We start from the raw sequence: 22893 nt of genomic DNA, 5'->3' as shown, positions 1-22893 counted from the left end.
CCTCAATCGGCAATACAACATTTAACTTCCCTGCTGCGTGTGGCACGGAAAGATTCCTTGATAATGGTTCGCCTGTGTCTGGATGCGGCGCCTTCGGTTGAGTGGTTCACGATGGGTTGAAGCTCCACATGGTATTGAGTGAGTGAGATTGGAAAGGGGCTTCCCCATGGGAAATAAGCTGTATGTGGGCAATCTGGCCTACAGCGTCCGTGATGATTCTTTGCACGAGGCGTTCTCTCAGTTCGGTTCTGTGACCTCTGCAAAGGTCATGATGGACCGTGAAACCGGCCGCTCGAAGGGCTTCGGCTTTGTCGAGATGGGCTCGGATGCCGAGGCCCAAGCGGCCATCAACGGCATGAACGGGCAGGCCCTTGAAGGGCGTGCCATCGTGGTCAACGAAGCCCGTCCGCGTGAAGAGCGCCCGGGTGGTGGCTACGGCGGCGGCGGCGGTGGCCGCGGCGGCTACGGCGGCGGCAGTAGTGGCGGCGGCTACGGTGGTGGCGGCGGTGGCTACGGCGGCGGCGGCGGTGGCCGTGGTGGTTACGGCGGCGGTGGCGGCGGCGGTGGTCGCAGCCCCTACGGCGGCGGTGGCGGCGGTGGCCGCGGTGGCTACGGTGGCGGCGGCGGTGGTCGTGGCGGCTACGGTGGCGGCGGCAGCAGCAGTTACTGACGCATCGATTGAGATTCCGGCCCTCACGGGCCGGCCTCCAAGGGCGCTGGCATAAACCAGCGCCTTTCGTTTTTCTGGGGTTTTCTAGGCCGATTGCGTGTGATCAACGCCATGGCGGGCCGTGCTCGCACTGGATTTCCGGCAATCGAGTTTTGGAACCCTGAACTCAGCGACCACGCCGCGGCTTGCGCGGCCGGCCTGAAAAAATACGGTCGAACAGCGCGTTCGGCAGCAGGCGCAACAGCCGCGCCACCACGGCCATCGGCCACGGGATGACGCGATAGCTGTCGCCGCGCTCGATCGCCCGCCACGCACTGCGCGCGAAGGCCTCGGGCGTCATGAGGAACGGCATTGGATAGGGATTGCCCCGCGTCAGCGGCGTGTCCACGTAGCCAGGACTGAGCGTGAGCACACGCACGCCGAAGGAACGGCACTCCCCACGCAGGCTCTCACAGTAGGCCAGCACCGCAGCCTTGCTTGCACAGTAGGCGCCATGACCTGGCAGCCCACGGATGGCCGCCACGCTGCCGATGCCCACCAGCGTGCCCGCGCGCCGCTCGCGCATGAGCGCCAGGAACGGGTGAAAGCTCGCGGCCATGCCCAGCACGTTGGTCTCCAGCGTCTCCCGGAGCACCTGCAGATCCTCGAAATCGGCGCTGTCGATGCCCACGCTGATGCCCGCGTTGGCGATCACCACGTCCGGCAACCCATGCTCGGCAATGCACTCGCGGCCCACCGCCGCCATCGCCTGCGGATCGCGCACGTCGGCGGCGTAGACGGCAATGTGCTGTGCCGCCGGCTGCTGTTGCACCCAGGCCAGCAGCGCCTCCTTGCGCCGTGCCACCAGCACCACGCGCCAGCCCTGGGCCAGCGCATGTGAAGCCAGCGCCTGCCCGATGCCGCTGGAACCGCCGGTGATGAAGACGAGGCGACTCAACGGCGTCGGGCCGGCGGATCCAGCCGCGCCTTGATCGGACCCTGCAGCTGCGCCACGCGGCTGCGATGGTCATAGTCGATGCCCGCAGCCCGGATGTCGTTGCGGCCCTGCAGCACCTGCACCGGCTGGTCGGAGTAGACGCGCTCGGTCTCGGTGAAGAGCTGCAGCGCCTCGCCGCGGAACTCGACCGGCTCGCGCCCGTCGGTCGTCTCGTGCACCACCTGCGCGCTGCCGAGCAGCTGAACGTGCGTGCCCTTGCCGTCGCTGAGCGCACGGCGCGCTGTGGCGTTGGTGACGCTGCCGTCCTCGCCCAGCGCACGGATGCGCACGTTGTCGATCTCGAAGGTGTCGGTGTCCGGGTAGTGGCGCAGCTGCGCGCCCTCGATCTGCACCCGCAGCGCCCCCGTGGGCGCGAAGCGCTGCGTGGTGAAGCCGTTCATCGTGTAGTCGGGCACGTGGCTCACCGGCCGCTCGGTGTCCGTGCCGGGCGCGCTGGGTGTGTTCTTCACCAGCCACCAGGTGGCCAGCGCCAGCAGCGCCATCATCAACAGCGGCAGGTAACCCAGCGCCCACTCGCGCACGCGCAGCCCCCAGGGCATCTGCACGGGGACGCGGCGCGGAGGCGGCGGAGGCAGGGTGTCGTCGTCCAGGGCCAGCACGGTGGGCGGTCTCTCAGCGGGCGTCCAGCGTGGTCAGGTGACCGTCGAGCAACGCCGCATAGCGGCCGTTGGCCACCAGCAGCAGATCGCAGAACTCGCGCGCCGCGCCCTGCCCGCCGCGCGCGGCGGTGACGTAGTGCGCCCGCGCCCGCGCTTCGGCATGCGCGTTGGCCGGCGCGCAGGCGAAGCCCGCGCGCGCCATCAGCGGCAGGTCCGGCCAGTCGTCGCCGATCACCGCCAGCTCCTCCCAGCCGATGCCCAGCCCGGCCAGCATCTGCTGCGCCACGCCAAGTTTGTCCTTCACGCCGTAGTGCGCGTGCTGCAGACCCAGGTCCGCCACGCGGCGGCGCACCGCCGCCGAGTCGCGCCCGGTGATGACGATGGGTACGATGCCGCCCTGCGCCAGCAGCTTCAGACCCTGCCCGTCGAGCACGCTGAAGGCCTTGAACACCTCGCCGGCGTCGCCGATGTAGAGGCTGCCGTCGGTGAGCACGCCGTCGACGTCGAAGATCGCCGCGCGCATGCCCAGCCCGGGGCCCTGGGCCCGCAGCAGCAGCTCGGGCGCGAACGTGAGTGCCGGCAGCATCAGATCACCTTGGCCCGCATGAGGTCGTTGCTGTTGAGCGCGCCCACCACGCGCTGCTGTTCGTCCACCACCAGCACGCTGGTGATGCGGTGCTGCTCCATCAGGTCGGCGGCTTCGACAGCCAGCTCGTCCTCGCGCACGCGCTTCGGGTTCGGGTGCATCACATCCGCCGCGATGAGCGAGCGCAGATCCACGCCGCGCTCGATGAGGCGGCGCAGGTCGCCGTCGGTGAAGATGCCCTGCGCATGGCCGGCCTCGTCCACGATGGCCGTGAAGCCCAGGCCCTTGCCCGTCATCTCGCGCAGCAGCGTGTTGAAGTCGGCCTGCGGACCCACGCGCGGCACCGCGTCGCCCGCGCGCATGAGGTCGCCCACCAGTACCAGCAGCTTGCGCCCCAGTGCGCCGCCGGGGTGCGAGCGCGCGAAGTCTTCCTCCTTGAAGCCGCGCGCGTCCAGCAGCGCCACCGCCAGCGCGTCGCCGAAGGCCATCTGCGCCGTGGTGCTGGCCGTGGGCGCCAGGTTCAGCGGGCAGGCCTCGGCCTCGACGGCGCTGTCGAGCACCACTTCGGCATGGCGCCCCAGCGCCGATTCCGCACGGCCCGTCATCGCCACCAGCGGCACCTGCAGCCGCTTGAGCACCGGCAGGATCAGGTTGAGCTCGTCGCTCTCGCCGGAGTTGGACAGCGCCAGCACCACGTCGCCGGCCGTGACCATGCCCAGGTCGCCGTGGCCGGCCTCGGCCGGGTGCACGAACATCGCCGGCGTGCCCGTGGAGGCCAGCGTGGCGGCGATCTTGCGGCCCACGTGGCCGCTCTTGCCCATGCCCATCACCACCACGCGACCGCGGCAGTTCAGCATCAGGCGCACGGCGCGAGCGAAGGCGTCGTCGCGCTGCACGCGCTCCTTGAGCACCAGCAGCGCGCGCGCCTCGATGTCGAAGGTCTGCGCGGCCAGCGCCAGCGCTCGTTGGGGATCCAGGGCTTTCACTTGAGGGGGGTCCTATAGAGTCGCGGATTCTAGGTGGCAGGCCCCCGTGCTTGCGTCCGCGCCGCAGTCTCCCCCGTTCCCGCTCCATGGCCTCCACGCTTGAACTCGTCCTGCTTTACCTGATCGCCGCCGTACTGGGCGTGGTGCTGTGCCGTTCCATGAAGCTGCCGCCCATGCTGGGCTACCTCGCCGTGGGCGTGCTCATCGGCCCCAACGCGCTGGCGCTGGCCAAAGACAGCGCGGGCGTGAAGTACCTGGCCGAGTTCGGCGTGGTGTTCCTGATGTTCGCCATCGGGCTGGAGTTCAACCTGCCCAAGCTGCGCAGCATGCGCACGCTGGTGTTCGGGCTGGGCCTGTCGCAGGTGGTGCTGACCATGGTCGGCGCGGTCTTGGGGCACCTGCTGCTGCTGTTCGCCTTCTCCTTCACGGCGCGGCCCTGGGAGCTGTCGTGGCAGGGCGCGGTGGCGCTGGGCGGCGCGATCGCCATGTCGAGCACCGCCATCGTCGTGAAGCTCATGGCCGAGCGGCTGGAACTGGAGAGTGAACATGGCCGCCGCGTGCTGGGCATCCTGCTGTTCCAGGACCTGGCCGTGGTGCCGCTGCTGGTGCTGATCCCGGCGCTGGGCGCCGGCGGCGGCAACCTGCTGCAGGCGCTGGGCCTAGCGCTGCTCAAGGCCGTGGCGCTGCTAGCGCTGCTGCTGTCGGGCGGGCAGAAGCTCATGCGCTGGTGGCTCACGCTGGTGGCGCGGCGCAAGAGCGAGGAACTCTTCGTGCTGAACCTGCTGCTGGTGACGCTGGGCCTGGCTTGGCTGACGGAGCACGCGGGGCTGTCGCTGGCGCTGGGCGCCTTCGTCGCCGGCATGCTCATCGCCGAAACGCCCTACAAGCACCAGGTGGAGAGCGACATCCGCCCCTTCCACGACGTGCTGCTGGGCCTGTTCTTCATCACCATCGGCATGAAGCTCGACGGGCGCCCGATGCTCACGCAGTGGCCGCTGGTGCTGCTGCTGTCCACGCTGCCGCTGCTGGCCAAGTTCGTGCTGGTGGCCGGGCTGGCGCGCATCTTCCGCGCGCCGCCGGGCGTGGCGCTGCGCACGGGCCTGTACCTGGCGCAGGCGGGCGAGTTCGGCTTCGTGCTGCTCAGCTTGAGCAGCGAGCACGGGCTCATCGATCCCAAGTGGGTCAGCCCGGTGCTGGCGAGCATGGTGCTGTCGATGCTGGCCACGCCCTTCGTGATCATGCATGCCGACCGCCTCGTGGCGCGCCTGTCCGCGACCGACTGGATGATGCAGTCGGTGCAGCTCACCTCCATCGCCAAGAAGTCGATGCGCAACGAGGCGCACCTGATCATCTGCGGCTACGGCCGCAGCGGCCAGGCGCTGGCGCGGCTGCTGGAGGCGGAGAAGATCCCCTACATGGCTCTGGACCTGGACCCCGACCGCGTGCGCCAGGCCGCCGCCGCGGGGCAGAGCGTGGTCTTCGGCGACGCGGCACGGCTGCGCAGCCTGATGGCCGCAGGCCTGGCGCGCGCCAGCGCCGTCGTCATCACCTACCACGACACCCCGTCGGCGCTGAAGGTGCTGGGCCTCGTGCACGAGCACGCGCCGCACGTGCCGGTGCTGGTGCGCACCATCGACGACAGCGACCTGGAGAAGCTGCGCGCCGCCGGCGCCACCGAGGTGGTGCCCGAGGCGCTGGAAGGCTCGCTGATGCTGGCCAGCCACGCGCTGGCGCTGGTGGGCGTGCCGGTGCGCCGCGTGCTGCGCCTGGCGCGCGAGGCGCGCGAGGCGCGCTACGGCCTGCTGCGCGGCTACTTCCATGGCGCCGATGACGACCAGACGCTGGAGGAGCGCCAGCAGGCGCGGCTGGCCACGGTCAGCCTGCCCGCCGCCGCGGCCAGCCTGGGCCAGAAGCTGGGCGACCTGACGCTGCACGCGCTGGGCGTGCGCACGCTGTCCGTGCGCCGCGCTGCCGGCCAGGTGGTGCAGGCCAGCGACGAGATCGTGCTGCACCCCGGCGACACGCTGGTGCTGTCGGGCGTGCCCGAGGCGCTGGCCCTGGCCGAGGACAAGCTGCTGCGAGGCTGAGGGCGCGCGGCCGTCCTACCCTGGCGCACATGTCCTCCACGCCACACTTCCATCCCCGCCTGGACGAGAACGGCGCGCCCGTCCCGCTGCGCCGTCCCAGCACCCCGACGCCGCCGGCGACCTGGCTGGACTCGGCGGCCGTCGCCACCGTCGTGCCCGATGGCCCGCTGCCGCCGCGGCTCCTGGGCGTGGACCTGAGCCCGGCCGTGGCGCTGCCCACGGACGTTGCCGGCTGGGAGGCGCTGGCCGCGGCCGGACCGGTGTTCGAGGAGCCGCCCTACCCCGCCGTGGCCACGCTCAGGGCGGCCGCGGGCGTGGCCATCGAGGAGCGCGATGGCCGCGTGTGGCTCGTCGCGCCCAGCAATGCCTTCGGCGGCTACGCCAGCACGCTGCCCAAGGGCCGCGTCGATCCGGGCCTGTCGCTGCGCGCCACCGCGGTGAAGGAGGCGCTGGAGGAAGCCGGGCTGCTGGTGCAGCTCACGGGCTTCCTGCTCGACTGCCGGCGCACCAACACGCTCACGCGCTACTACCGCGCGCTGCGCATCGGCGGCCACCCCGGCGCGATGTGCTGGGAAACGCAGGCGGTGCACCTGGTGCCGCGCGCGCGGCTGGCCGATTTCCTTACCCATCCCAACGACGCCCCGCTGCTGCGGCTGCTCGCGGCGGGCTGACACCGTCCGCCCCGCACCTGTCTTGCGGCGGATTCGAGGGCACCGCCGGCACGTCGTTGAACAAAGCTGTGGATAGCAACCTGAACAACTTCGGGTTGTGCACAGCGCACCGCGTCTGGCGCCAAGTTGTTGTCTGTACACCTTCACGCTTGCGGCAGTCGCGCCCACAGCCTTGTGCGCGAGGCAAGCAGTTGATAAGTCAGGGGATAAGCGAGTTGTCCACAGCGCAAGCGGCCCTCCACCACGACCACCATCTTGAAATTCCTCTTGAAGAGAGGGAAAACGAACATCCGCCGGCAGCTCAGGAAGAGCAAGCAAGCCGGTGCAAGCGTCGAGAAGCCAGGCTGACAAGACACGCGATGTGGAACGCGCCGGCATGGCCCGGATACCGGATTGCCAGGGCTTGGAATTTCCAAGCACGGCCGTCCCCGCTCACTGGAGTTAGTTTTGGGTAGATAAGGCGATAAACCTTGATGACGGATTCGAAAAGAACCTCGTGGAGGTATTTGCCCTGTTCGGCATGACCGGAATCAGCTCACGTTCCAGATTCAAAGCTTTCAGCTTTTCAACCGCCTCAGATCTCCGGAGTGCACAGGGTTGATGAACGCAAGTGACTGTGGCGATTGGGTTTTTTCAGGATCGCGGCTGCGGATCACTGACGCGGCATGAGCAGTTCGTCATTTGAGGCTGGGCTTGCACTGGATTTCCCTGTGGATGAGCTGCCTATAACTTTGAGTTGTGCACAGCGGCGCCGAGCGCCGCTGTGCAGGTTCATTTGCCGATGCAGAACCGGCTGAAGATTTCCCCAAGTAAATCGTCCGCCGAGAAGGCGCCGGTAATTTCCCCGAGCGCGTTGTGCGCTAGGCGCAGCTCCTCGGCAAACAGGTCCAGCGGCGGCTCGGGCGAGTCGACGTGCGCCGCCGCCAGCTCCAGGTGCTCGCGCGTGCGGCGCAGCGCCTGCACGTGGCGCGTGCGGGCGATGAACACGCCTTCCGGGCTCGCATGCCAGCCCGCGCGCTCCAGCAGCGCGGCGCGCAGCGCGTCCAGCCCCTGGCCGCTGCGCGCGCACAGCGCCAGGCTGCCGTCGGGCGCCAGACCCAGGTCCGCCTTGTTGTAGACGTGCAGCACGCGCTCGCCCGCGGCCTGCGCACCCTCCAGCCCCAGGCGCTGCGCGATCTGGTCTTCGGCGGCGTCGTAGTCCGGCTGGCCCAGGCGCGAGAGGTCGTGCAGGAAGATCACGGCGTCCGCCTCCTGGATCGCCTGCCAGCTGCGCTCGATGCCGATGCGCTCCACCTCGTCGGCGTGCTCCTCGCGCAGTCCCGCGGTGTCGATCACGTGCAGCGGCACGCCCTGGATCTGGATCGTCTCGCGCACCCGGTCGCGCGTGGTGCCGGCGATCGGCGTGACGATGGCCAGCTCCGCCCCCGCCAGCGCGTTGAGCAGCGAGCTCTTGCCCACGTTGGGCTGCCCGGCCAGCACCACCTTGATGCCCTCACGCAGCAGCGCGCCCTGGCGCGCGCGGTCCAGCACGCCGTCCAGGGTGGCGGTGATGCGCGTGAGCTGCCCGCGCGCGTCGGCCTGCTGCAGGAAGTCGATCTCCTCCTCCGGGAAGTCCAGCGTCGCCTCCACCAGCATGCGCAGCTTCACCACCTGCTCGCGCAGCGTCTCGATCTCGGCGGAGAAGGCGCCGCTCAGGGAGCGGCCCGCCGAGCGCGCCGCGGCCTCGGTGCTGGCGTCGATCAGGTCGGCCACGGCCTCGGCCTGCGCCAGGTCCAGCTTGCCGTTGAGGAAGGCGCGCTCGGTGAACTCGCCCGGCTCGGCCAGGCGCAGCCGCGGCAGGCGGGCGCGGCCCTCGGCATCCACCTGCGCCGCGGCGTGCAGGCAGCGCGCCAGCAGCAGCTGCAGCAGCACCGGGCCGCCGTGCGCCTGCAGCTCCAGCACGTCCTCGCCGGTGTAGGAGTGCGGTGCGGGGAAGAACAGGGCCAGGCCCTGGTCGATGGGCTGGCCGTCCTCGGCCAGGAAAGGGCCGTAGGCGGCGCGCCGGGGCTGCAGCGCGCGGCCGCAGAGCACTTCGGCCAGCGGCGCGAGGCCGCGGCCGGAAACGCGCACGATGCCCACCGCGCCGCGTCCGGGCGCGGTGGCGATGGCGACGATGGGGTCCTGGTGTCGAGCAAGCATGGGGAAATTGTGGAGCGCCAAGGAAAACGCCCCGCACGGGGCGGGGCGTCATGGAGGTCGCGTGTCAGGCGGGGCTTACTTGTTGAGCACGCCCAGCCGCTTGTTGATCACGTACTGCTGCGCGATGGACAGCAGGTTGTTGGTCAGCCAGTACAGCACCAGGCCGGCCGGGAAGGCGAAGAACATCACCGAGAACACCAGCGGCATGATCCACATCATCTTGGCCTGCGTGGGATCCGGCGGCGTCGGGTTGAGCCAGGTCTGCAGCATCGTGGAGGCGGTCATCAGCAGCGGCAGGATGTAGAACGGATCCTTGACCGAGAGGTCCGTGATCCAGCCGATCCAGGGCGCGTTGCGCATCTCCACCGAGCTCAGCAGCACCCAGTACAGGGCGATGAAGAAGGGCATCTGGATGAAGATCGGCAGGCAGCCGCCCAGCGGGTTGACCTTCTCCTCGCGGTAGATGCGCATCATTTCCTGCTGCATCTTCTGCGGGTCGCTCTTGTGGCGCTCGCGCAGCTCCTGCACGCGCGGGTTGATCGCCTTCATCTTCGCCATCGACTTGTAGGCGTTGGCGTTGAGCCAGTAGAAGGCGATCTTGAGCAGCACCACCAGGGCGATGATCGACCAGCCCCAGTTGCCCAGGATGCGGTGCAGGTGGTCCAGCAGCCAGAACAGCGGCTTGGACAGCACCGTGAACCAGCCGTAGTCCTTGACCAGCTCCAGGCCCGGGGCCAGCGCCTCCAGGCGGTTTTCCTCCTGCGGGCCGGCGAAGAGCTGCGCGTCCTGCGCCTTGGTCGTGCCCGGGGCCACCTCGCCCAGCGGCAGCACCATGGCCACGGAGTACAGGTCGTCGCTGATCTTGGCGGTGCGGAACTCGCGCGGCTGCGCCTGCTTCACCAGCCAGGCCGAGGCGTAGTAGTGCTGGACCATGGCGATCCAGCCGTTGTCGGCGCTCTTGTCGTGCTGGGCCTTGCCCTTGGCGATGTCCTCGAAGCTGACCTTGTGGAACTTGCTGGCGTCGGTGTAGACCGCCGGGCCGGTGAAGGTCGAGTAGAACGAGGAATCGCCCGGCAGCGGCTTGCTGTCGCGCACGAGCTGCAGGTAGAGCTGCGGCGACACCGGGGCGGCGGAGCGGTTGATCACCTCGTGGCGCACGCCCACCGTGTACTCGCCGCGGCGCAGCGTGTAGGTCTTGACCAGCTGCACGTCGCCCACGGGGGCGGACTCGAAGCGCAGCTGCAGCTCGTTGCCGCCGTCCTTGAGCTCGCGCGGGCCGGGCGCCACCGTCATCGGCGTGAGGTGCGTGGGCAGCGCGGTGCCGGTGGGCGTGATCAGGCCGGTCTGCGCCAGGTAGGTGCGTGCGGCGCTGCGGTCGAACAGCACCACGCGCTTGTTCTTGTCGCCGTGGTCGACCTGCGTCAGCAGCTCCAGGTGCACGAGGTCGCCGCCCTGGCTGCTGAAGGTGGCCTTGACCACGTCGGTGGTGAGCGTCACCTGCTCGGCAGCCACCGGCGCGGCCGCCGCGGGCGTCACCGGCGTGGCGCCGGGCGCGGTGGCCGTGGCCGCCGGCGCGGGCACGCCCGCCGGCGCGCTGCCGGCCGCCGCCGGCGCCGTGGCCGTCGTGCGCGGGCCGAAGAACGAGGGCTGGCCGTTGTGCTTGTTCCACGCGTCCCACAGGAGGACGAGCGACATCGTGAACAGCACCCACAGCAAGGTGCGGCGTATATCGGTCATGGAGAGTTCCGGGTCGGAAGGGAATCAGCGGACGGCGGTGTATCCGCCGTCGCCGGTGTGCGCAGCAGCCGGGTGAACAGGCCAGGCGGCTGCGCCGGCACGGGGTCGTGGCCGCCGGCGCACCAGGGATGGCAGCGCAGCAGCCGGGCAGTGGTCATGTACGCGCCGGCCGCGGCGCCGTGGCGCTGCAGCGCCTCCAGTGCGTAGGCCGAGCAGGTGGGTTCGAAGCGGCAGGCGCTGCCGAGCCAGGGGCTCAGCAGCAGCCGGTAGCCGCGCACCGCGCCGATGAGCAGGCGCTGCGGCAGGGCACGCCAGCCGCGCGGGGCCGGGACATCGGTCGGGGATGGAAGCGGCGCGGCCATGGCGGAGAAGGCATCAGCGGGCGCGGCGGCTCGCGCTCAGGGCGTGATGCGGCCGAGCAGCTTCTCCAGCTCCGCGCGCACGAGGACGCGCAGCGCATCGGAGGCCGCGGAAGGAAACTGCCGGGTGTCGATGGGCGCGCGCAAGCGCAGCACCCACTGCCCGGGAGGCAGGTGCTGTTGATGGCGCCGCAGGGCTTCTCGCATCTGGCGCTTGATCAGGCTGCGCGTGACGGCACGGCGGGCGTGGCGCTTGGGCACCACCAGCCCCAGCCACCAGCCGGAAACCAGGTCATCCACAGGCGCCGCGGGCTCGGAGCCCGGGGCTGTTGACAACTGCGCCGCAGGGCCGGGGCGCTGGCGCAGATGATGGGCCGCGAAGAGCGGACTGCGCGACAGCTGCCGGGTCTGCAGCACGCGCTGGAAGTCGGCCGCGCTCGTGAGGCGGCCGATCACCGTGCGGGTGTCTGCGCTCAGACGGCCAGGCGCTTGCGGCCCTTGGCGCGGCGGGAGGCGATCACGGCGCGGCCGCCGCGGGTCTTCATGCGTACCAGGAAGCCATGGGTACGGGCGCGGCGGGTCTTGGAAGCTTGATAGGTGCGTTTCATGACGGAAATCCTCGGCAGTTCTCTCGGGAAGGGGCCCGGTGGGGGTCGCTGCCCGGGCCCGGCCAGGCGCTTGGAACACCTGTGCCGGACGGCCGCGTCGCGACGGCGCACGAGGCGATCGCCTGCCCTGCCGCACGCGCCCACACGCTGTACGCCACCTGCCGGCGGCGGGAGCAGGAAACTGAGTTAGTTCTGCAGCGCGGGGCCCGGCGCAAGGATCGATCTGCTCGGGTAGGCGCAAAAACGCACCCGAAACTCGCGCATCCGGGAAACCCGCGATTACATCAGAAGCGCCGCGTGTGGTCAACGAAGCCGTGCAACAAGCCTGTTGACGACGGGCTTCAATCTGTGGATAACCACCGCCTCGCCCCGCGGCGGGACCGTACAATCCTGCCGCTCATGAAAGAGTTTTCCACAATGAGCAACGACCTCTGGCAACAAGGCTGCGCACGCCTGGCAGCCGAGTTGCCCGAACAGCAGTTCAACACCTGGATCCGTCCCCTGCCGCCCGCCGACGTGGCCGACGAGGGGGACGCCGCGGTGGTGAGCCTGAAGGTGCCCAACCGCTTCAAGCTCGACTGGATCCGCTCGCAGTACGCAGCGCGCATCGAGCAGGTGCTCTCCGACGTGGCCGGCAAGACGGTGCGCCTGGAGCTGACGCTGGCGACCCGCCCCGCCGCCCCCATCGAACGCCCCGCCCCGCGCAGCAGCACCGCCCCCACCGGCGACCTGTTCAACGGCACGCCGCACGCCCCGTCCGCTCCCGCCACGCCGTCGGCGCGTCTGGCCCCCGCGCCGGCGCAGTCGCTGAACCGGCTCAACCCGGCCCTGACCTTCGACACCCTCGTGCCCGGCCGCGCCAACCAGATGGCGCGCACCGCCGCGCTGCACGTCGCGGGCGCGCCAGGGCACATGTACAACCCGCTGTTCATCTACGGCGGCGTGGGCCTGGGCAAGACGCACCTGATCCACGCCGTGGGCAACGCGCTGCTCAAGGACAACCCCGAGGCGCGCATCCTGTACCTGCACGCCGAGCAATTCATCACGGATGTGGTGAAAAACTACCAGCGCAAGACCTTCGACGAGCTCAAGGCCAAGTACCACTCGCTGGACCTGCTGCTCATCGACGACGTGCAGTTCTTCGCCGGCAAGGAGCGCACGCAGGAGGAGTTCTTCAACGCCTTCGAGGCGCTGCTGGCCAAGCGCGCGCACATCATCATGACCAGCGACACCTACCCGAAAGGGCTGGTGGACATCGACGAGCGCCTCACCAGCCGCTTCGACGCCGGCCTGACGGTGGCCATCGAGCCGCCGGAGCTGGAGATGCGCGTGGCGATCCTGATGAAGAAGTCCGACGCCGAGGGCACTGCCATGCCCGAGGACGTGGCCTTCTTCATTGCGAAAAACGTGCGCGCCAACGTGCGCGAGCTCGAAGGCGCGCTGCGCAAGGTGCTGGCCTACTCGCGCTTCAGCCAGAAGGAAATCAACATCAACCTCGCGCGCGAGGCGCTCAAGGACCTGCTCTCCATCCAGAACCGCCAGATCGGCGTGGAGAACATCCAGAAGACGGTGGCCGACTTCTACAAGATCAAGGTCGCCGACATGTACTCCAAGAAGCGCCCGGCCAGCATCGCGCGCCCGCGCCAGATCGCCATGTACCTGGCCAAGGAAATGACGCAGAAGAGCCTCCCGGAGATCGGCGAGCTCTTCGGCGGCCGCGACCACACCACCGTGCTGCACGCGGTGCGCAAGATCGGCGGCGAGCGCCAGAAGAACACCGAGCTCAACCAGCAGCTGCACGTGCTGGAGCAGACGCTCAAGGGCTGAAGCCGCGCAGGTTGAGAACCTTCGTTTTGCCCCCATTTGCGAAGGCCTGGACAACTAACGTCCGGGCCTTTGGCGCTCCTGGGTGCGGCGACGGCCCCGGAGGCGCGCCGGGGCCTCTCCCGGCTTGACGCTCTCGGCCCGGCTGCCCTGCGGATCGCTGCTTGCCAGCAAGTGAAAGGCCCCCGCGCCGGGCGAAAATAGACAGATTTCCCAAATCAAAGCAAAGAGGACGACATGATTGTTCTGAAGGCACCCCAGGAACAACTGCTGGGGGCGCTGCAGGCGGTCTCCGGCATCGTCGAGCGCCGCCACACGCTGCCGATCCTCGCCAACGTGCTGCTGCGCAAGAACGGCGACGACATCGAGCTGACCACCAGCGACCTGGAGATCCAGGTGCGCACCCACGCGCAACTCGGCGGCGACGCGGGCGCCTTCGCCACGACGGTGGGCGCGCGCAAGCTCATCGACATCCTGCGCACCCTGCCCGCCGACCAGGTCGTGTCGCTGTCTGCCAGCCAGAACAAGCTCACGCTGCAGGGCGGCAAGAGCCGCTTCACGCTGCAGACGCTGCCGGCCGAGGACTTCCCGCTGGTGCAGGAAGCCGCCGACTACGGCCCGGCCTTCTCGGTGCCGCAGAAGGTGCTGCGCGGGCTGATCGACCAGGTGCACTTCGCCATGGCGGTGCACGACATCCGCTACTACCTCAACGGCATCCTGTTCGTGGCCGAGGGCAAGAAGCTCACGCTGGTGGCCACCGACGGCCACCGCCTGGCGCTGGCGCAGGCCACGCTGGAGGCGGAAATCCCGAAGCAGGAAGTGATCCTTCCGCGCAAGACCGTGCTGGAGCTGATGCGGCTGCTCAAGGACGGCAAGGAGGAGGACGCCATCGAGATGCGCTTTGCCGGCAACCAGGCCAAGTTCGCGTTCTCGGGCATGGAGTTCGTCACCAAGCTGGTCGAGGGCAAGTTCCCCGACTACAACCGCGTCATCCCCAAGAACCACCGCAACAGCGTCACGCTGGGCCGCGCGCCGCTGCTGGCGAGCCTGCAGCGCGCCGCGATCATGACCAGCGACAAGTTCAAGGGCGTGCGCGTCAACATTGAGCCGGGGCTGCTGCGCATCGCCTCCAGCAACGCGGAGCAGGAAGAGGCGAAGGAAGAGCTGGAGATCGACTACAACGGCGACGCCATCGAGATCGGCTTCAACGTCACGTACCTGATGGACGCGCTGGCCAACATGGACCAGGACATGGTCAAGGTCGAGCTGCAGGACGCCAACGCCAGCGCGCTGATCACGCTCCCGGAGCGAGACGACTTCAAGTACGTCGTGATGCCGATGCGCATCTGACGACACACACACAGCGGGCCGCGAGCCCGCTTCGGCATTTTTATGGGCCCCTGCGCCGCGCGCCGCGGGCCCCGCGAGACAGCACATGAGCGACCAGAACACTCCTCAAATCCAGGGCGACGGCGGCTACGGCGAAGGCAGCATCCAGATCCTTGAAGGCCTGGAGGCGGTGCGCAAGCGCCCCGGCATGTACATCGGCGACACCTCCGACGGCACCGGCCTGCACCATCTGGTGTTCGAAGTGGTGGACAACTCCATCGACGAGGCGCTGGCCGGGTACTGCGACGACATCATCGTCACCATCCACTCGGACAACTCCATCTCCGTCATCGACAACGGCCGCGGCATTCCCACCGGCGTGAAGATGGACGACAAGCACGAGCCCAAGCGCTCGGCCGCGGAGATCGCGCTGACCGAGCTGCACGCCGGCGGCAAGTTCAACCAGAACAGCTACAAGGTCTCGGGCGGCCTGCACGGCGTGGGCGTGTCCTGCGTCAACGCGCTCTCGAAGTCGCTGCGCCTGACGGTGCGCCGCGACGGCAAGGTGCACCTGCTGGAGTTCAAGCGCGGCGTGCCGCAGGACGGGGTGATCGAGCAGCGTGACGGCTTCGAGATCCGCCCGATGAAGATCACCGGCGAGACCGAGAAGCGCGGCACCGAGGTGCACTTCCTGCCCGACGAGACGATCTTCACCAACGTCGACTTCCACTACGACGTGCTGGCCAAGCGCCTGCGCGAGCTCTCGTTCCTGAACAACGGCGTGAAGATCAAGCTCGTCGACGAGCGCAACGCCAAGGAAGACGACTTTGCCTACGCCGGCGGCGTGCGCGGCTTCGTGGAGTTCATCAACACCGGCAAGCGCACGTTGCACCCCAACGTCTTCCACGCCACCGGCGAGAAGATGAGCGACAACGCCACCAACATCGCCGTCGAGGTGGCGATGCAGTGGAACGAGGGCTACAGCGAGCAAGTCCTCTGTTTCACCAACAACATCCCGCAGCGCGACGGCGGCACGCACCTCACGGGGTTGCGCGCGGCGATGACGCGGGTGATGAACAAGTACATCGAGGACAACGAGCTGGCCAAGAAGGCCAAGGTCGAGATCAGCGGTGACGACATGCGCGAGGGCCTGGCCTGCGTCATCAGCGTCAAGGTGCCGGAGCCCAAGTTCTCCAGCCAGACCAAGGACAAGCTGGTGAGTTCCGAGGTGCGCGGCCCGGTGGAGGACATCGTCGCCTCCAAGCTCAACGAGTGGCTGCTGGAGAACCCCACCGACGCCAAGATCGTGTGCGGCAAGATCGTCGAGGCCGCACGCGCCCGCGAGGCCGCGCGCAAGGCGCGCGAGATGACGCGCCGCAAGGGCGTCCTCGACGGCCTGGGCCTGCCCGGCAAGCTGGCCGACTGCCAGGAGAAGGACCCGGCGCTGTGCGAGATCTACATCGTGGAGGGCGACAGCGCCGGCGGCTCGGCCAAGCAGGGCCGGGACCGCAAGTTCCAGGCGATCCTGCCGCTGCGCGGCAAGATCCTGAACGTGGAGAAGGCGCGCTACGAGAAGCTGCTGAGCTCCAACGAGATCCTGACGCTGATCACGGCGCTGGGCACGGGCATCGGCAAGGGCATGGGCGGGGATGACTTCAACCCCGACAAGCTGCGCTACCACCGCATCATCATCATGACCGACGCGGACGTGGACGGCGCCCACATCCGCACGCTGCTGCTGACCTTCTTCTACCGGCAGATGCCCGACCTGGTCGAGCGCGGCCACATCTACATCGCGCAGCCGCCGCTCTACAAGGTCAAGCACGGCAAGCAGGAGCAGTACCTCAAGGACGCGGCCGAGCTGGACGTGTACCTGATGCGCGTGGCGCTGGACGGCGCCTCGATCGACCCGGGCGACGGCCGTGCCGCCATCACCGGCACCGATCTGGAAGAGAAGGCGCGCGCCTACGTGCAGGCCAGCAACGTGATCGAGCGCCTGCAGAACTGGATGGACGTGGAGGCGCTGCGCGCCATCGCCGACGGCCTGACGCTGGACCTGGACAGCGCCGGCGCATCCGAAGCCAGCGCCGCGGCGCTCAAGGCCGCGCTGCACGACGCCGAGGTGGCCGCCGAGTTCGACGAGCGCACCGACAAGCACCAGCTGCGCATCAGCCGCCGGCACCACGGCAACCTGAAGAGCAGCGTGATCACGCAGGACTTCGTGCACGGCGCCGACTACGAGGCGCTGAGCAAGGCCGGCATCACCTTCAAGGGCCTGCTGGGCCCGGACGCGGTGGCTCGGCGCGGGGAGGGCGACCGCGCCAAGGAGCAGAAGGTGGCGGACTTCCGCGCCGCGATGGCGTGGCTGATGGGCCAGGCCGAGAACAGCGTCGGCCGCCAGCGCTACAAGGGCCTGGGCGAGATGAACCCCGCGCAGCTCTGGGAAACCACCATGGACCCAACCGTGCGCCGCCTGCTGCGCGTGCAGATCGAGGACGCCATCGAGGCCGACCGCGTGTTCACGATGCTGATGGGGGATGAGGTGGAGCCGCGGCGCGACTTCATCGAAACCAATGCGTTGAGGGCGGCGAATATCGACGCTTGATGTGTGAAAAAACGGCTCCGAAAGGAGCCGTTTCTTTGTGTCTTCCCTGCTATTTAATCTGTGAGTCGCTTTCTCTCACGCCTCAGTCGCCCGGCCGCCATTCAGGATGCACTGGATGAGTTTGTGGGTCTTGGTCGCGCAGATTTTCTGCAGAAGTACGGCTTCAAACCCGCCCGCGACTATTTCGTCATCGACCCCCGAACCGGCATCGAAGCCGATTCCAAAGCCATCGTCGGCGTCGCCTTCGGCTACCAGTTTCCCGAGCAGGGCGCCCTGAAGCCGGAGGAGTTTTCCGGCGGCGATGCCACGGTGGTGCCGCTGTTGCAGTCCCTGGGATTCAAGGTGATCCACAAATCCAGCGCCAGCGCCGGCGAAGACTGGACCCGCCGCGAAGTCGAGCTGATCGTGGCCGACTATCTGGACATGCTCACACGCGAGCTGACCGGCCAGCGCTACAACAAGACCGCGCACCGCAAGCGCCTGCTGGAGCATTTGCCCGGCCGGTCCAATGGCTCCATCGAGTTCAAGCACGCCAACATCAGCGCGGTACTGGTCGAGCTGGGGTTTCCTTATCTCCGCGGCTACAAGCCCCGGGTCAATTTCCAGCGCCGCCTGCTGACCGAGATAGTGTCCGAGCAGGCCGGCCGGTACAAGGAACTGGACCGGGCTGCGCTCTCGGCCGTGGAAATGCCGGTGGTGCCGGCGGAGTTCGAGGATTTCAGGAAGGTCAAGGCGCCTGCGCCTCCGGCGAGGATGGCCGCGAGAGACGAGGACGCCGCTTACGTCGCCCGCCCGCCGATCAAGCGCGATTACCTGGAGCGCGAATCCCAGAACCGCTCCCTGGGCTTGGCCGGCGAGGAATTCGCACTGCGTTTCGAGCGCTGGCGGCTTATTGAATTGGGTGTCGGGCAGCTGGCTGAAAAAGTTGAGCACGTCTCGCAGACCCAGGGCGACGGCCTGGGCTACGACATCCGCTCCTTCGAAACCGACGGCTCGGAGCGTTTCATCGAGGTCAAGACCACGAGTTTCGGCGAGCGCACGCCCTTCTTCGTCTCGGCCAATGAAGTGCGCTTCGCCCGCAGCCGGCCGGAGGAATTCAGGCTGTACCGCCTGTTCGATTTCAGGCAGGCGCCGCGGCTGTTCGAGCTGGCCGGGCCGATCGAGAGCCATTGCGCGCTGGATCCGACGACGTATCGGGCGAGTTTCGGGTGAGGGGTTTTGGCTTCTCGGAAGCTGAAGCGGTTCGATAGTTACTTCGTCATTCCCGCGAAGGCGGGAATCCAGGCGGTCCCAAGTTGGTCTTGAGCTGGTGAATCGGCATGCAGAAGGTTTGTGGTGTGGTTCGCTGCACCTGTGCTTCGCTCTGGCGTGGGACCGCCTGGATCCCCGCCTGCGCGGGGATGACGGAGTAGGAGGCGTGGCGCCCTGGCTTACAGGATACGACCTGAACATATTTTCCCCGGACACCAGTGCTCCTGCGCGGGGATGACGGAGTGGTCAGCAGGACGAAACAGCTTGCGGCCAGGAGTTTCTTTCCTGTTCTCCAGCGAGTTGGCATACGAGCGAAAACAGGTCGATAAAAGACCGGTCGTAAAATTTACGCATCCAGTCCCGCCAGCCCTGAAGTCATTTCAATAAATCAACTCGCTCAATTCGTCCGAGAAACCCATGAAGAAACTCTCCGCCCTCGCGTTGTCGCTCCTCCTCTGCGCCACCGCCCAAGCCAAGCCCGAGCCCTACACCGGCCCCGACTACTCCGGCACCTATGCCTGCACCGGCAAGGACGACCACGAGGGCGACTACACCGGCACCGTGACGATGGAGCTGGTACGTACGCAGAGCACCGGCGTCTACGGCGCCTACAAGTTCAAGCTGGAGGTGCCGGGCTACGGCGCCTACCTGGGCCAGGCCGCGGCGCGCGGCAAGGACGTGGCGATCCACTTCGCCCTCGCTGACCAGAGCACCAAGGACTACGGCACCGGCATCGCCTCGTTCACGAAGAACAAGGCCGGCAAGTGGAGCTTCAGCAAGTTCTACTTCGAGCCCGAGTTCAAGGGCGGCAACTTCGGGATGGAGCGCTGCGTGCAGCAGTGAGGCTCCGTGCTTGGCGCTGCGCCAAGTCCTTGTCACACCAGCATGGGCCGTACAAAACCCGAAATCGCGTTTGCTACGGCCCATCGCTGCAGGCGCCTGTTGCGCCCTTCGTCCTCAATTCATCCAGCTCTCATACGCCGCCCGCCGCAGCCGCCGGGCATTGGCCGGGTCGCTCTGCTGAAGCTGGCCGGCCATCTCCAGCATCTCGGTGCGGACATGGGTGTGGTCCAGGGCCTGCACCAGGTTCCACGACTCCCTCAGGACCGTTCCCAGTCCCGTGACGACGGCAGTGCCCAGGGTGCGGAAGGTGGGCAGGGTCACGATGGCGCTCATGTCGCAATACTCCTTGTGAGAGCGGGATCCCTCTCTGCGGCACGCAACGCCCGTTGCGTGCTCCGGCAGCGTATCCCGGCATCTAGGGTTAACCCTAATCCAAAGCACCCCGCTCGGTAACCCCCTTGCTGCACCCATCGGCCGCCAAGGGTGCGGATTTCACGGCCCTTGTGTCTTCCCTGCCACGCTGCGGGTGCCTGCGCGGCGGAGGGCGGTACGGGTCCAATCGGCGACCCGCCCTCCAGGTCCGCACGAAAGGCGCCGCCATGCTCAGTTCTCTCCAGCTCCAGGACATCGCCGACGAGATCCAGGCCGCGCAGGCCGAGGCGCGCCAGGTGGAACCCTTCAGCGCGCGCATCCCCGGCTTCGACCTGGACGACGCCTACGCCGTCGCCGCCCTGGTGCACGCGGCGCGGCTGGCCCGTGGGGAGCGTCCCGTGGGCCGCAAGCTCGGCTTCACCAACCCGGACATGTGGGCCCTCTACGGCGTGCGCGCGCCGGTGTGGGCCTGGCTCTACGACGGCAGCGTCACCCAGCTCGCCTCCCAGGCGGGGGTGTGCGGCCTGGGCCGCTTCGCCGAGGCGCGCATCGAGCCGGAGATCGTCTTTCGCCTGCACCGCACCCCGCCGGCCGAGGCGCGCAGCGATCTGCAGGCGCTGCTGGAGTGCGTCGAGTGGGTGGCGCACGGCTTCGAGATCGTGCAGTCGCACTTCCCGAGCTGGCGGTTCCAGGCGCCCGATGCCGTCGTGGACCAGGTGCTGCATGGCGCGCTGATCATCGGCGCGCCGCTGCCCGTGTCCGCGCTCGGCCCCGACCCGGTCGCGGCGCTGCGCGACTTCCAGCTGGAGCTTTTCCGCAACGGCGAACCCGCCGCCCTGGGCCGCGGCAGCCACGTGCTGGGCAGCCCGCTGGAGGCGCTGGCCCACCTGCTGCGGCTGCTGGACCAGCAGCCCCTGGCGCCGCCGCTGGAAGCCGGCGAGATCGTCACCACCGGCACCGTCACCATCGCGCCGCCGCTGCAGCCGGGCGAGCGCTGGCACACGGCGCTGCAGGGCGTCGCGCTGCCCGGCCTCCGGCTGGACATGGACGCCTGACTGCCCGCACCGCGCCTTGAGCCCGGTCAGCCGGACCGGCAGCGTGTCAGCGGCGGCAGGGATTTCTCCAACGACAATATTCAGTTACACGCATGCGGGCCGCGGGCCGCGCGTGCCGTTCTGAAACCACTCGAATTTGTTGGGAGAAGTTCTCATGGCATCCGTTCGCATCGCGCTGGCCACGGCGGCGCTGGCATTCCTGGTGGGTGGCTGCGCCACCGAGTCCTCGCGCTCCGTGGCCGTGGCCAAGGTCGAGTCCGCCGCCACCGCCTCCACCTACCGCGGCGTGCGGCTGCCCATGTCGGTGGGCAAGTTCGACAACCGCTCCAACTTCATGCGCGGCATCTTCAGCGACGGGGTGGACCGCCTCGGCAGCCAGGCCAAGACCACGCTCATCGCCCACCTGCAGCAGTCGCAGCGCTTCAACGTGCTCGACCGCGACAACCTCTCCGAGCTGAAGCAGGAGGCGCAGTTCAAGTCCCAGGCGCAGAACATCCGCGGCGCGGATTTCGTCATCACCGGCGACATCTCCGAATTCGGCCGCAAGGAGACTGGCGACCAGCAGCTCTTCGGCCTGCTGGGCCGCGGCAAGTCGCAGCTGGCCTACGCCAAGGTCACGCTCAACGTGGTCAACAGCCAGACTTCCGAGGTCGTGTACTCCGCGCGCGGCGCCGGCGAGTACGAGCTCAGCAACCGCGAGGTGGTCGGCTTCGGCGGCACCGCCGGCTACGACGCCACGCTCAACGGCAAGGTGCTGGACTTGGCCATCCGCCAGGCCGTGGACGACCTCGTCGCCGGCCTGCAGAACGGCGCCTGGGGCCCGCAAGGGGCGCAGCGGTGAGCCGCCTGCGCACGACTGGGCTGGCCGCCGCGCTGGCCCTGGCCGGGCTGATGGCCGGCTGCGCCAACCGCCCCGCGTCGCTCTACCAGTGGGAGGGCTACCAGCGCCAGGTGTACGAGCACCTCAAGGGCGAGGGCGCCACGGCGTCGGACCAGCTGAGCCTGCTGGAGGCCCAGGCCGAGAAGGCCCGCGCCGGCGGCGCGGCGCTGCCGCCGGGCTTCCGCGCGCACCTGGGCCTGCTGTACCTGCAGCTCGACCGTCCCGACGAGGCCCGCCAGGCGCTGGAAGCGGAAAAGGCGGCCTTCCCCGAGTCGGCGCATTACATGGACTTCCTGCTCAAGGGCTTCGCCGCGCGCAAGTCCTGAGCGCCGCGCCCCGAGCCTTCCTCTTTCTCGCATCCGGGAATCCGCATGACTTCTTCCTCCCTGGCCGCGCGCGCGTCGCGCGGTGCCCGGTGGCTGGGCCTGGGCGCCGTGGTCGCCCTGCTGGGCGCCTGCGCCACGCAGCAGCCTTACGACTACGTCGCCTTCAAGCAAAGCCGCCCGGCGTCGCTGCTGGTGCTGCCGCCGGTGAGCACGGCCACCGACCTCAAGGCCTCGCCGGCGGTGATGTCCCAGGTCACGCTGCCGCTGGCCGAGGCCGGCTACTACGTGCTGCCCGTCACGCTGGTGGACGAGACCTTCAAGCAGAACGGGCTTACCGTCCCCGACGAGATCCACGGCGTCGCGCCCGAGAAGCTGCGCGAGATCTTCGGCGCCGATGCGGCCGTGTACCTGCGCGTCACGCGCTACGGCACCACCTACAACGTCATCAGCAGCGTCACGATGGTCGCGGCCGAGGCCCGCATCGTGGACCTGCGCTCGGGCCAGCTGCTGTGGCAAGGCCAGGCCGCGGCCTCTTCCGCGGAGGGCGACAACTCCAGCCAGGGCGGCCTGGTGGGCCTGCTGGTCAAGGCGGTGGTGAACCAGATCGTCGGCACCGCCACCGACGCCAGCTACAACTACGCCGGCCTGGCGAGCCAGCGCCTGCTGGGCGCACCGCGGCCCAACGGCGTGCTGTACGGGCCGCGCTCGCCCAACTACCAGAAGGACTGACGCGGCGCCGGCACTCGCTGTCGCGGTGCATCGCACGGCCCGGCCCGAGTGCAGATTTCACGCCCCGCGCGCCTTCCCGGGCGCGCCATGGGCGCACCCGGCCTGCCGGGCCGCCGCGCCGGCCGAAAATCCGCCCCGCCGGGCGGGACACCCGGTGCGGCGCCGCTGCGGCAGGCCCGCGTTCCGGGACGTCGTCGAAGG

At 68.7% G+C, this 22893-nt stretch carries 22 protein-coding genes; 12 read left to right on the top strand and 10 right to left on the bottom strand.

Annotated features, from left to right (window positions below; translation table 11 throughout):
- Positions 1-166: 166 nt before the first annotated feature.
- Positions 167-670 (top strand): RNA-binding regulator, encoded by a 504-nt coding sequence (gene rbp / locus H537_RS0135160; RefSeq protein WP_029001629.1) that lies wholly within the window; start codon positions 167-169, stop codon positions 668-670.
- 166 nt (positions 671-836) lie between these two features.
- Here the strand turns inward: rbp and H537_RS0135155 are convergent, their stop codons facing one another.
- The 4 genes from H537_RS0135155 to H537_RS0135140 are packed head-to-tail and all read right to left on the bottom strand — an operon-like array spanning position 837 to position 3838.
- Entirely contained in the window at positions 837-1607 is a 771-nt protein-coding gene (locus tag H537_RS0135155; protein ID WP_029001628.1) for an SDR family oxidoreductase, read from the bottom strand.
- Positions 1604-2266 (bottom strand): LPS export ABC transporter periplasmic protein LptC, encoded by a 663-nt coding sequence (gene lptC / locus H537_RS0135150; protein WP_238446923.1) that lies wholly within the window; start codon positions 2264-2266, stop codon positions 1604-1606. Before lptC ends, H537_RS0135155 begins: the two co-directional genes overlap by 4 nt.
- Positions 2267-2279: 13 nt before the next feature.
- On the bottom strand, positions 2280-2852 hold the full coding sequence (locus H537_RS0135145; protein ID WP_043461455.1) for a KdsC family phosphatase: 573 nt from the start codon (positions 2850-2852) through the stop codon (positions 2280-2282).
- The gene (locus tag H537_RS0135140) at positions 2852-3838 is read right to left on the bottom strand and encodes a KpsF/GutQ family sugar-phosphate isomerase (protein WP_029001625.1); all 987 of its coding nucleotides are present in this window, start codon (positions 3836-3838) and stop codon (positions 2852-2854) included. Before H537_RS0135140 ends, H537_RS0135145 begins: the two co-directional genes overlap by 1 nt.
- Before the next feature lie 86 nt (positions 3839-3924).
- Here H537_RS0135140 and H537_RS0135135 point away from each other — a divergent pair, with 86 nt between their 5' ends.
- Both H537_RS0135135 and H537_RS0135130 read left to right on the top strand, forming a co-directional pair.
- On the top strand, positions 3925-5925 hold the full coding sequence (locus tag H537_RS0135135; RefSeq protein ID WP_029001624.1) for a cation:proton antiporter domain-containing protein: 2001 nt from the start codon (positions 3925-3927) through the stop codon (positions 5923-5925).
- A gap of 29 nt (positions 5926-5954) precedes the next feature.
- Positions 5955-6596, top strand: a complete 642-nt coding sequence (locus H537_RS0135130) for an NUDIX hydrolase (protein ID WP_029001623.1) — start codon at positions 5955-5957, stop codon at positions 6594-6596.
- A gap of 771 nt (positions 6597-7367) precedes the next feature.
- Here the strand turns inward: H537_RS0135130 and mnmE are convergent.
- The 5 genes from mnmE to rpmH form a co-directional block, all read right to left on the bottom strand.
- The gene (gene mnmE, locus H537_RS0135125) at positions 7368-8774 is read right to left on the bottom strand and encodes a tRNA uridine-5-carboxymethylaminomethyl(34) synthesis GTPase MnmE (protein ID WP_029001622.1); all 1407 of its coding nucleotides are present in this window, start codon (positions 8772-8774) and stop codon (positions 7368-7370) included.
- Positions 8775-8849: 75 nt separating this feature from the next.
- A complete protein-coding gene (gene yidC, locus H537_RS0135120; protein WP_029001621.1) occupies positions 8850-10511 on the bottom strand; it encodes a membrane protein insertase YidC in 1662 nt (553 codons plus the stop codon).
- The gene (gene yidD, locus H537_RS0135115) at positions 10508-10816 is read right to left on the bottom strand and encodes a membrane protein insertion efficiency factor YidD (RefSeq protein ID WP_029001620.1); all 309 of its coding nucleotides are present in this window, start codon (positions 10814-10816) and stop codon (positions 10508-10510) included. The genes yidC and yidD overlap by 4 nt, the downstream gene beginning before the upstream one ends.
- Before the next feature lie 93 nt (positions 10817-10909).
- Positions 10910-11326, bottom strand: a complete 417-nt coding sequence (rnpA, locus tag H537_RS51830; protein ID WP_169517153.1) for a ribonuclease P protein component — start codon at positions 11324-11326, stop codon at positions 10910-10912.
- Positions 11327-11343: 17 nt separating this feature from the next.
- Positions 11344-11478: a 50S ribosomal protein L34 gene (gene rpmH, locus H537_RS53870; RefSeq protein ID WP_029001618.1), complete on the bottom strand. Its 135-nt coding sequence runs from the start codon at positions 11476-11478 to the stop codon at positions 11344-11346.
- A 417-nt stretch (positions 11479-11895) separates the two neighbouring features.
- Here rpmH and dnaA point away from each other — a divergent pair, with 417 nt between their 5' ends.
- From dnaA to H537_RS55225, 5 genes are all read left to right on the top strand, one after another.
- Positions 11896-13305 carry a chromosomal replication initiator protein DnaA gene (gene dnaA, locus H537_RS0135100; protein WP_029001617.1) on the top strand — a complete coding sequence of 470 codons (1410 nt, stop codon included), beginning with the start codon at positions 11896-11898 and terminating at the stop codon, positions 13303-13305.
- Positions 13306-13539: 234 nt separating this feature from the next.
- A complete protein-coding gene (dnaN, locus tag H537_RS0135095; RefSeq protein ID WP_029001616.1) occupies positions 13540-14652 on the top strand; it encodes a DNA polymerase III subunit beta in 1113 nt (370 codons plus the stop codon).
- An 85-nt stretch (positions 14653-14737) separates the two neighbouring features.
- Positions 14738-17236: a DNA topoisomerase (ATP-hydrolyzing) subunit B gene (gyrB, locus tag H537_RS0135090; protein WP_029001615.1), complete on the top strand. Its 2499-nt coding sequence runs from the start codon at positions 14738-14740 to the stop codon at positions 17234-17236.
- 60 nt (positions 17237-17296) lie between these two features.
- Positions 17297-18448 carry a protein NO VEIN domain-containing protein gene (locus H537_RS0135085; protein WP_029001614.1) on the top strand — a complete coding sequence of 384 codons (1152 nt, stop codon included), beginning with the start codon at positions 17297-17299 and terminating at the stop codon, positions 18446-18448.
- A gap of 456 nt (positions 18449-18904) precedes the next feature.
- The gene (locus tag H537_RS55225) at positions 18905-19330 is read left to right on the top strand and encodes a hypothetical protein (protein ID WP_029001613.1); all 426 of its coding nucleotides are present in this window, start codon (positions 18905-18907) and stop codon (positions 19328-19330) included.
- 114 nt (positions 19331-19444) lie between these two features.
- Here the strand turns inward: H537_RS55225 and H537_RS0135075 are convergent, their stop codons facing one another.
- Positions 19445-19663 (bottom strand): hypothetical protein, encoded by a 219-nt coding sequence (locus tag H537_RS0135075; protein ID WP_029001612.1) that lies wholly within the window; start codon positions 19661-19663, stop codon positions 19445-19447.
- A gap of 266 nt (positions 19664-19929) precedes the next feature.
- Here H537_RS0135075 and H537_RS0135070 point away from each other — a divergent pair, with 266 nt between their 5' ends.
- The 4 genes from H537_RS0135070 (at position 19930) to H537_RS0135055 (ending at position 22692) form a co-directional block, all read left to right on the top strand.
- Positions 19930-20757, top strand: a complete 828-nt coding sequence (locus H537_RS0135070; RefSeq protein WP_029001611.1) for a 2-keto-4-pentenoate hydratase — start codon at positions 19930-19932, stop codon at positions 20755-20757.
- 154 nt (positions 20758-20911) lie between these two features.
- Complete coding sequence (locus tag H537_RS0135065) at positions 20912-21598, top strand: CsgG/HfaB family protein (RefSeq protein ID WP_029001610.1); 687 nt, start codon at positions 20912-20914, stop codon at positions 21596-21598.
- Entirely contained in the window at positions 21595-21963 is a 369-nt protein-coding gene (locus tag H537_RS0135060) for a DUF4810 domain-containing protein (RefSeq protein ID WP_043461453.1), read from the top strand. Before H537_RS0135065 ends, H537_RS0135060 begins: the two co-directional genes overlap by 4 nt.
- Before the next feature lie 45 nt (positions 21964-22008).
- The gene (locus tag H537_RS0135055; RefSeq protein WP_043461451.1) at positions 22009-22692 is read left to right on the top strand and encodes a DUF799 domain-containing protein; all 684 of its coding nucleotides are present in this window, start codon (positions 22009-22011) and stop codon (positions 22690-22692) included.
- Positions 22693-22893 lie beyond the last annotated feature (201 nt).

Origin of the sequence: Azohydromonas australica DSM 1124, assembly GCF_000430725.1 — a bacterium.
Lineage (GTDB): Bacteria > Pseudomonadota > Gammaproteobacteria > Burkholderiales > Burkholderiaceae_C > Azohydromonas > Azohydromonas australica.
The sequence above is the reverse complement of the archived record's forward strand: the minus strand, read 5'-3'. Positions and strand labels throughout refer to the sequence as shown.

Excerpts from the sequence above, each read along its gene's own strand:
- rbp (WP_029001629.1), top strand. The coding sequence starts at position 167 with ATGGGAAATAAGCTGTATGTGGGCAATCTGGCCTACAGCGTCCGTGAT.
- H537_RS0135145 (WP_043461455.1), bottom strand. The coding sequence starts at position 2,852 with ATGCTGCCGGCACTCACGTTCGCGCCCGAGCTGCTGCTGCGGGCCCAG.
- H537_RS0135135 (WP_029001624.1), top strand. The coding sequence starts at position 3,925 with ATGGCCTCCACGCTTGAACTCGTCCTGCTTTACCTGATCGCCGCCGTA.
- H537_RS0135130 (WP_029001623.1), top strand. The coding sequence starts at position 5,955 with ATGTCCTCCACGCCACACTTCCATCCCCGCCTGGACGAGAACGGCGCG.
- mnmE (WP_029001622.1), bottom strand. The coding sequence starts at position 8,774 with ATGCTTGCTCGACACCAGGACCCCATCGTCGCCATCGCCACCGCGCCC.
- yidC (WP_029001621.1), bottom strand. The coding sequence starts at position 10,511 with ATGACCGATATACGCCGCACCTTGCTGTGGGTGCTGTTCACGATGTCG.
- rpmH (WP_029001618.1), bottom strand. The coding sequence starts at position 11,478 with ATGAAACGCACCTATCAAGCTTCCAAGACCCGCCGCGCCCGTACCCAT.
- dnaA (WP_029001617.1), top strand. The coding sequence starts at position 11,896 with ATGAGCAACGACCTCTGGCAACAAGGCTGCGCACGCCTGGCAGCCGAG.
- dnaN (WP_029001616.1), top strand. The coding sequence starts at position 13,540 with ATGATTGTTCTGAAGGCACCCCAGGAACAACTGCTGGGGGCGCTGCAG.
- gyrB (WP_029001615.1), top strand. The coding sequence starts at position 14,738 with ATGAGCGACCAGAACACTCCTCAAATCCAGGGCGACGGCGGCTACGGC.
- H537_RS55225 (WP_029001613.1), top strand. The coding sequence starts at position 18,905 with ATGAAGAAACTCTCCGCCCTCGCGTTGTCGCTCCTCCTCTGCGCCACC.
- H537_RS0135075 (WP_029001612.1), bottom strand. The coding sequence starts at position 19,663 with ATGAGCGCCATCGTGACCCTGCCCACCTTCCGCACCCTGGGCACTGCC.
- H537_RS0135070 (WP_029001611.1), top strand. The coding sequence starts at position 19,930 with ATGCTCAGTTCTCTCCAGCTCCAGGACATCGCCGACGAGATCCAGGCC.
- H537_RS0135065 (WP_029001610.1), top strand. The coding sequence starts at position 20,912 with ATGGCATCCGTTCGCATCGCGCTGGCCACGGCGGCGCTGGCATTCCTG.
- H537_RS0135055 (WP_043461451.1), top strand. The coding sequence starts at position 22,009 with ATGACTTCTTCCTCCCTGGCCGCGCGCGCGTCGCGCGGTGCCCGGTGG.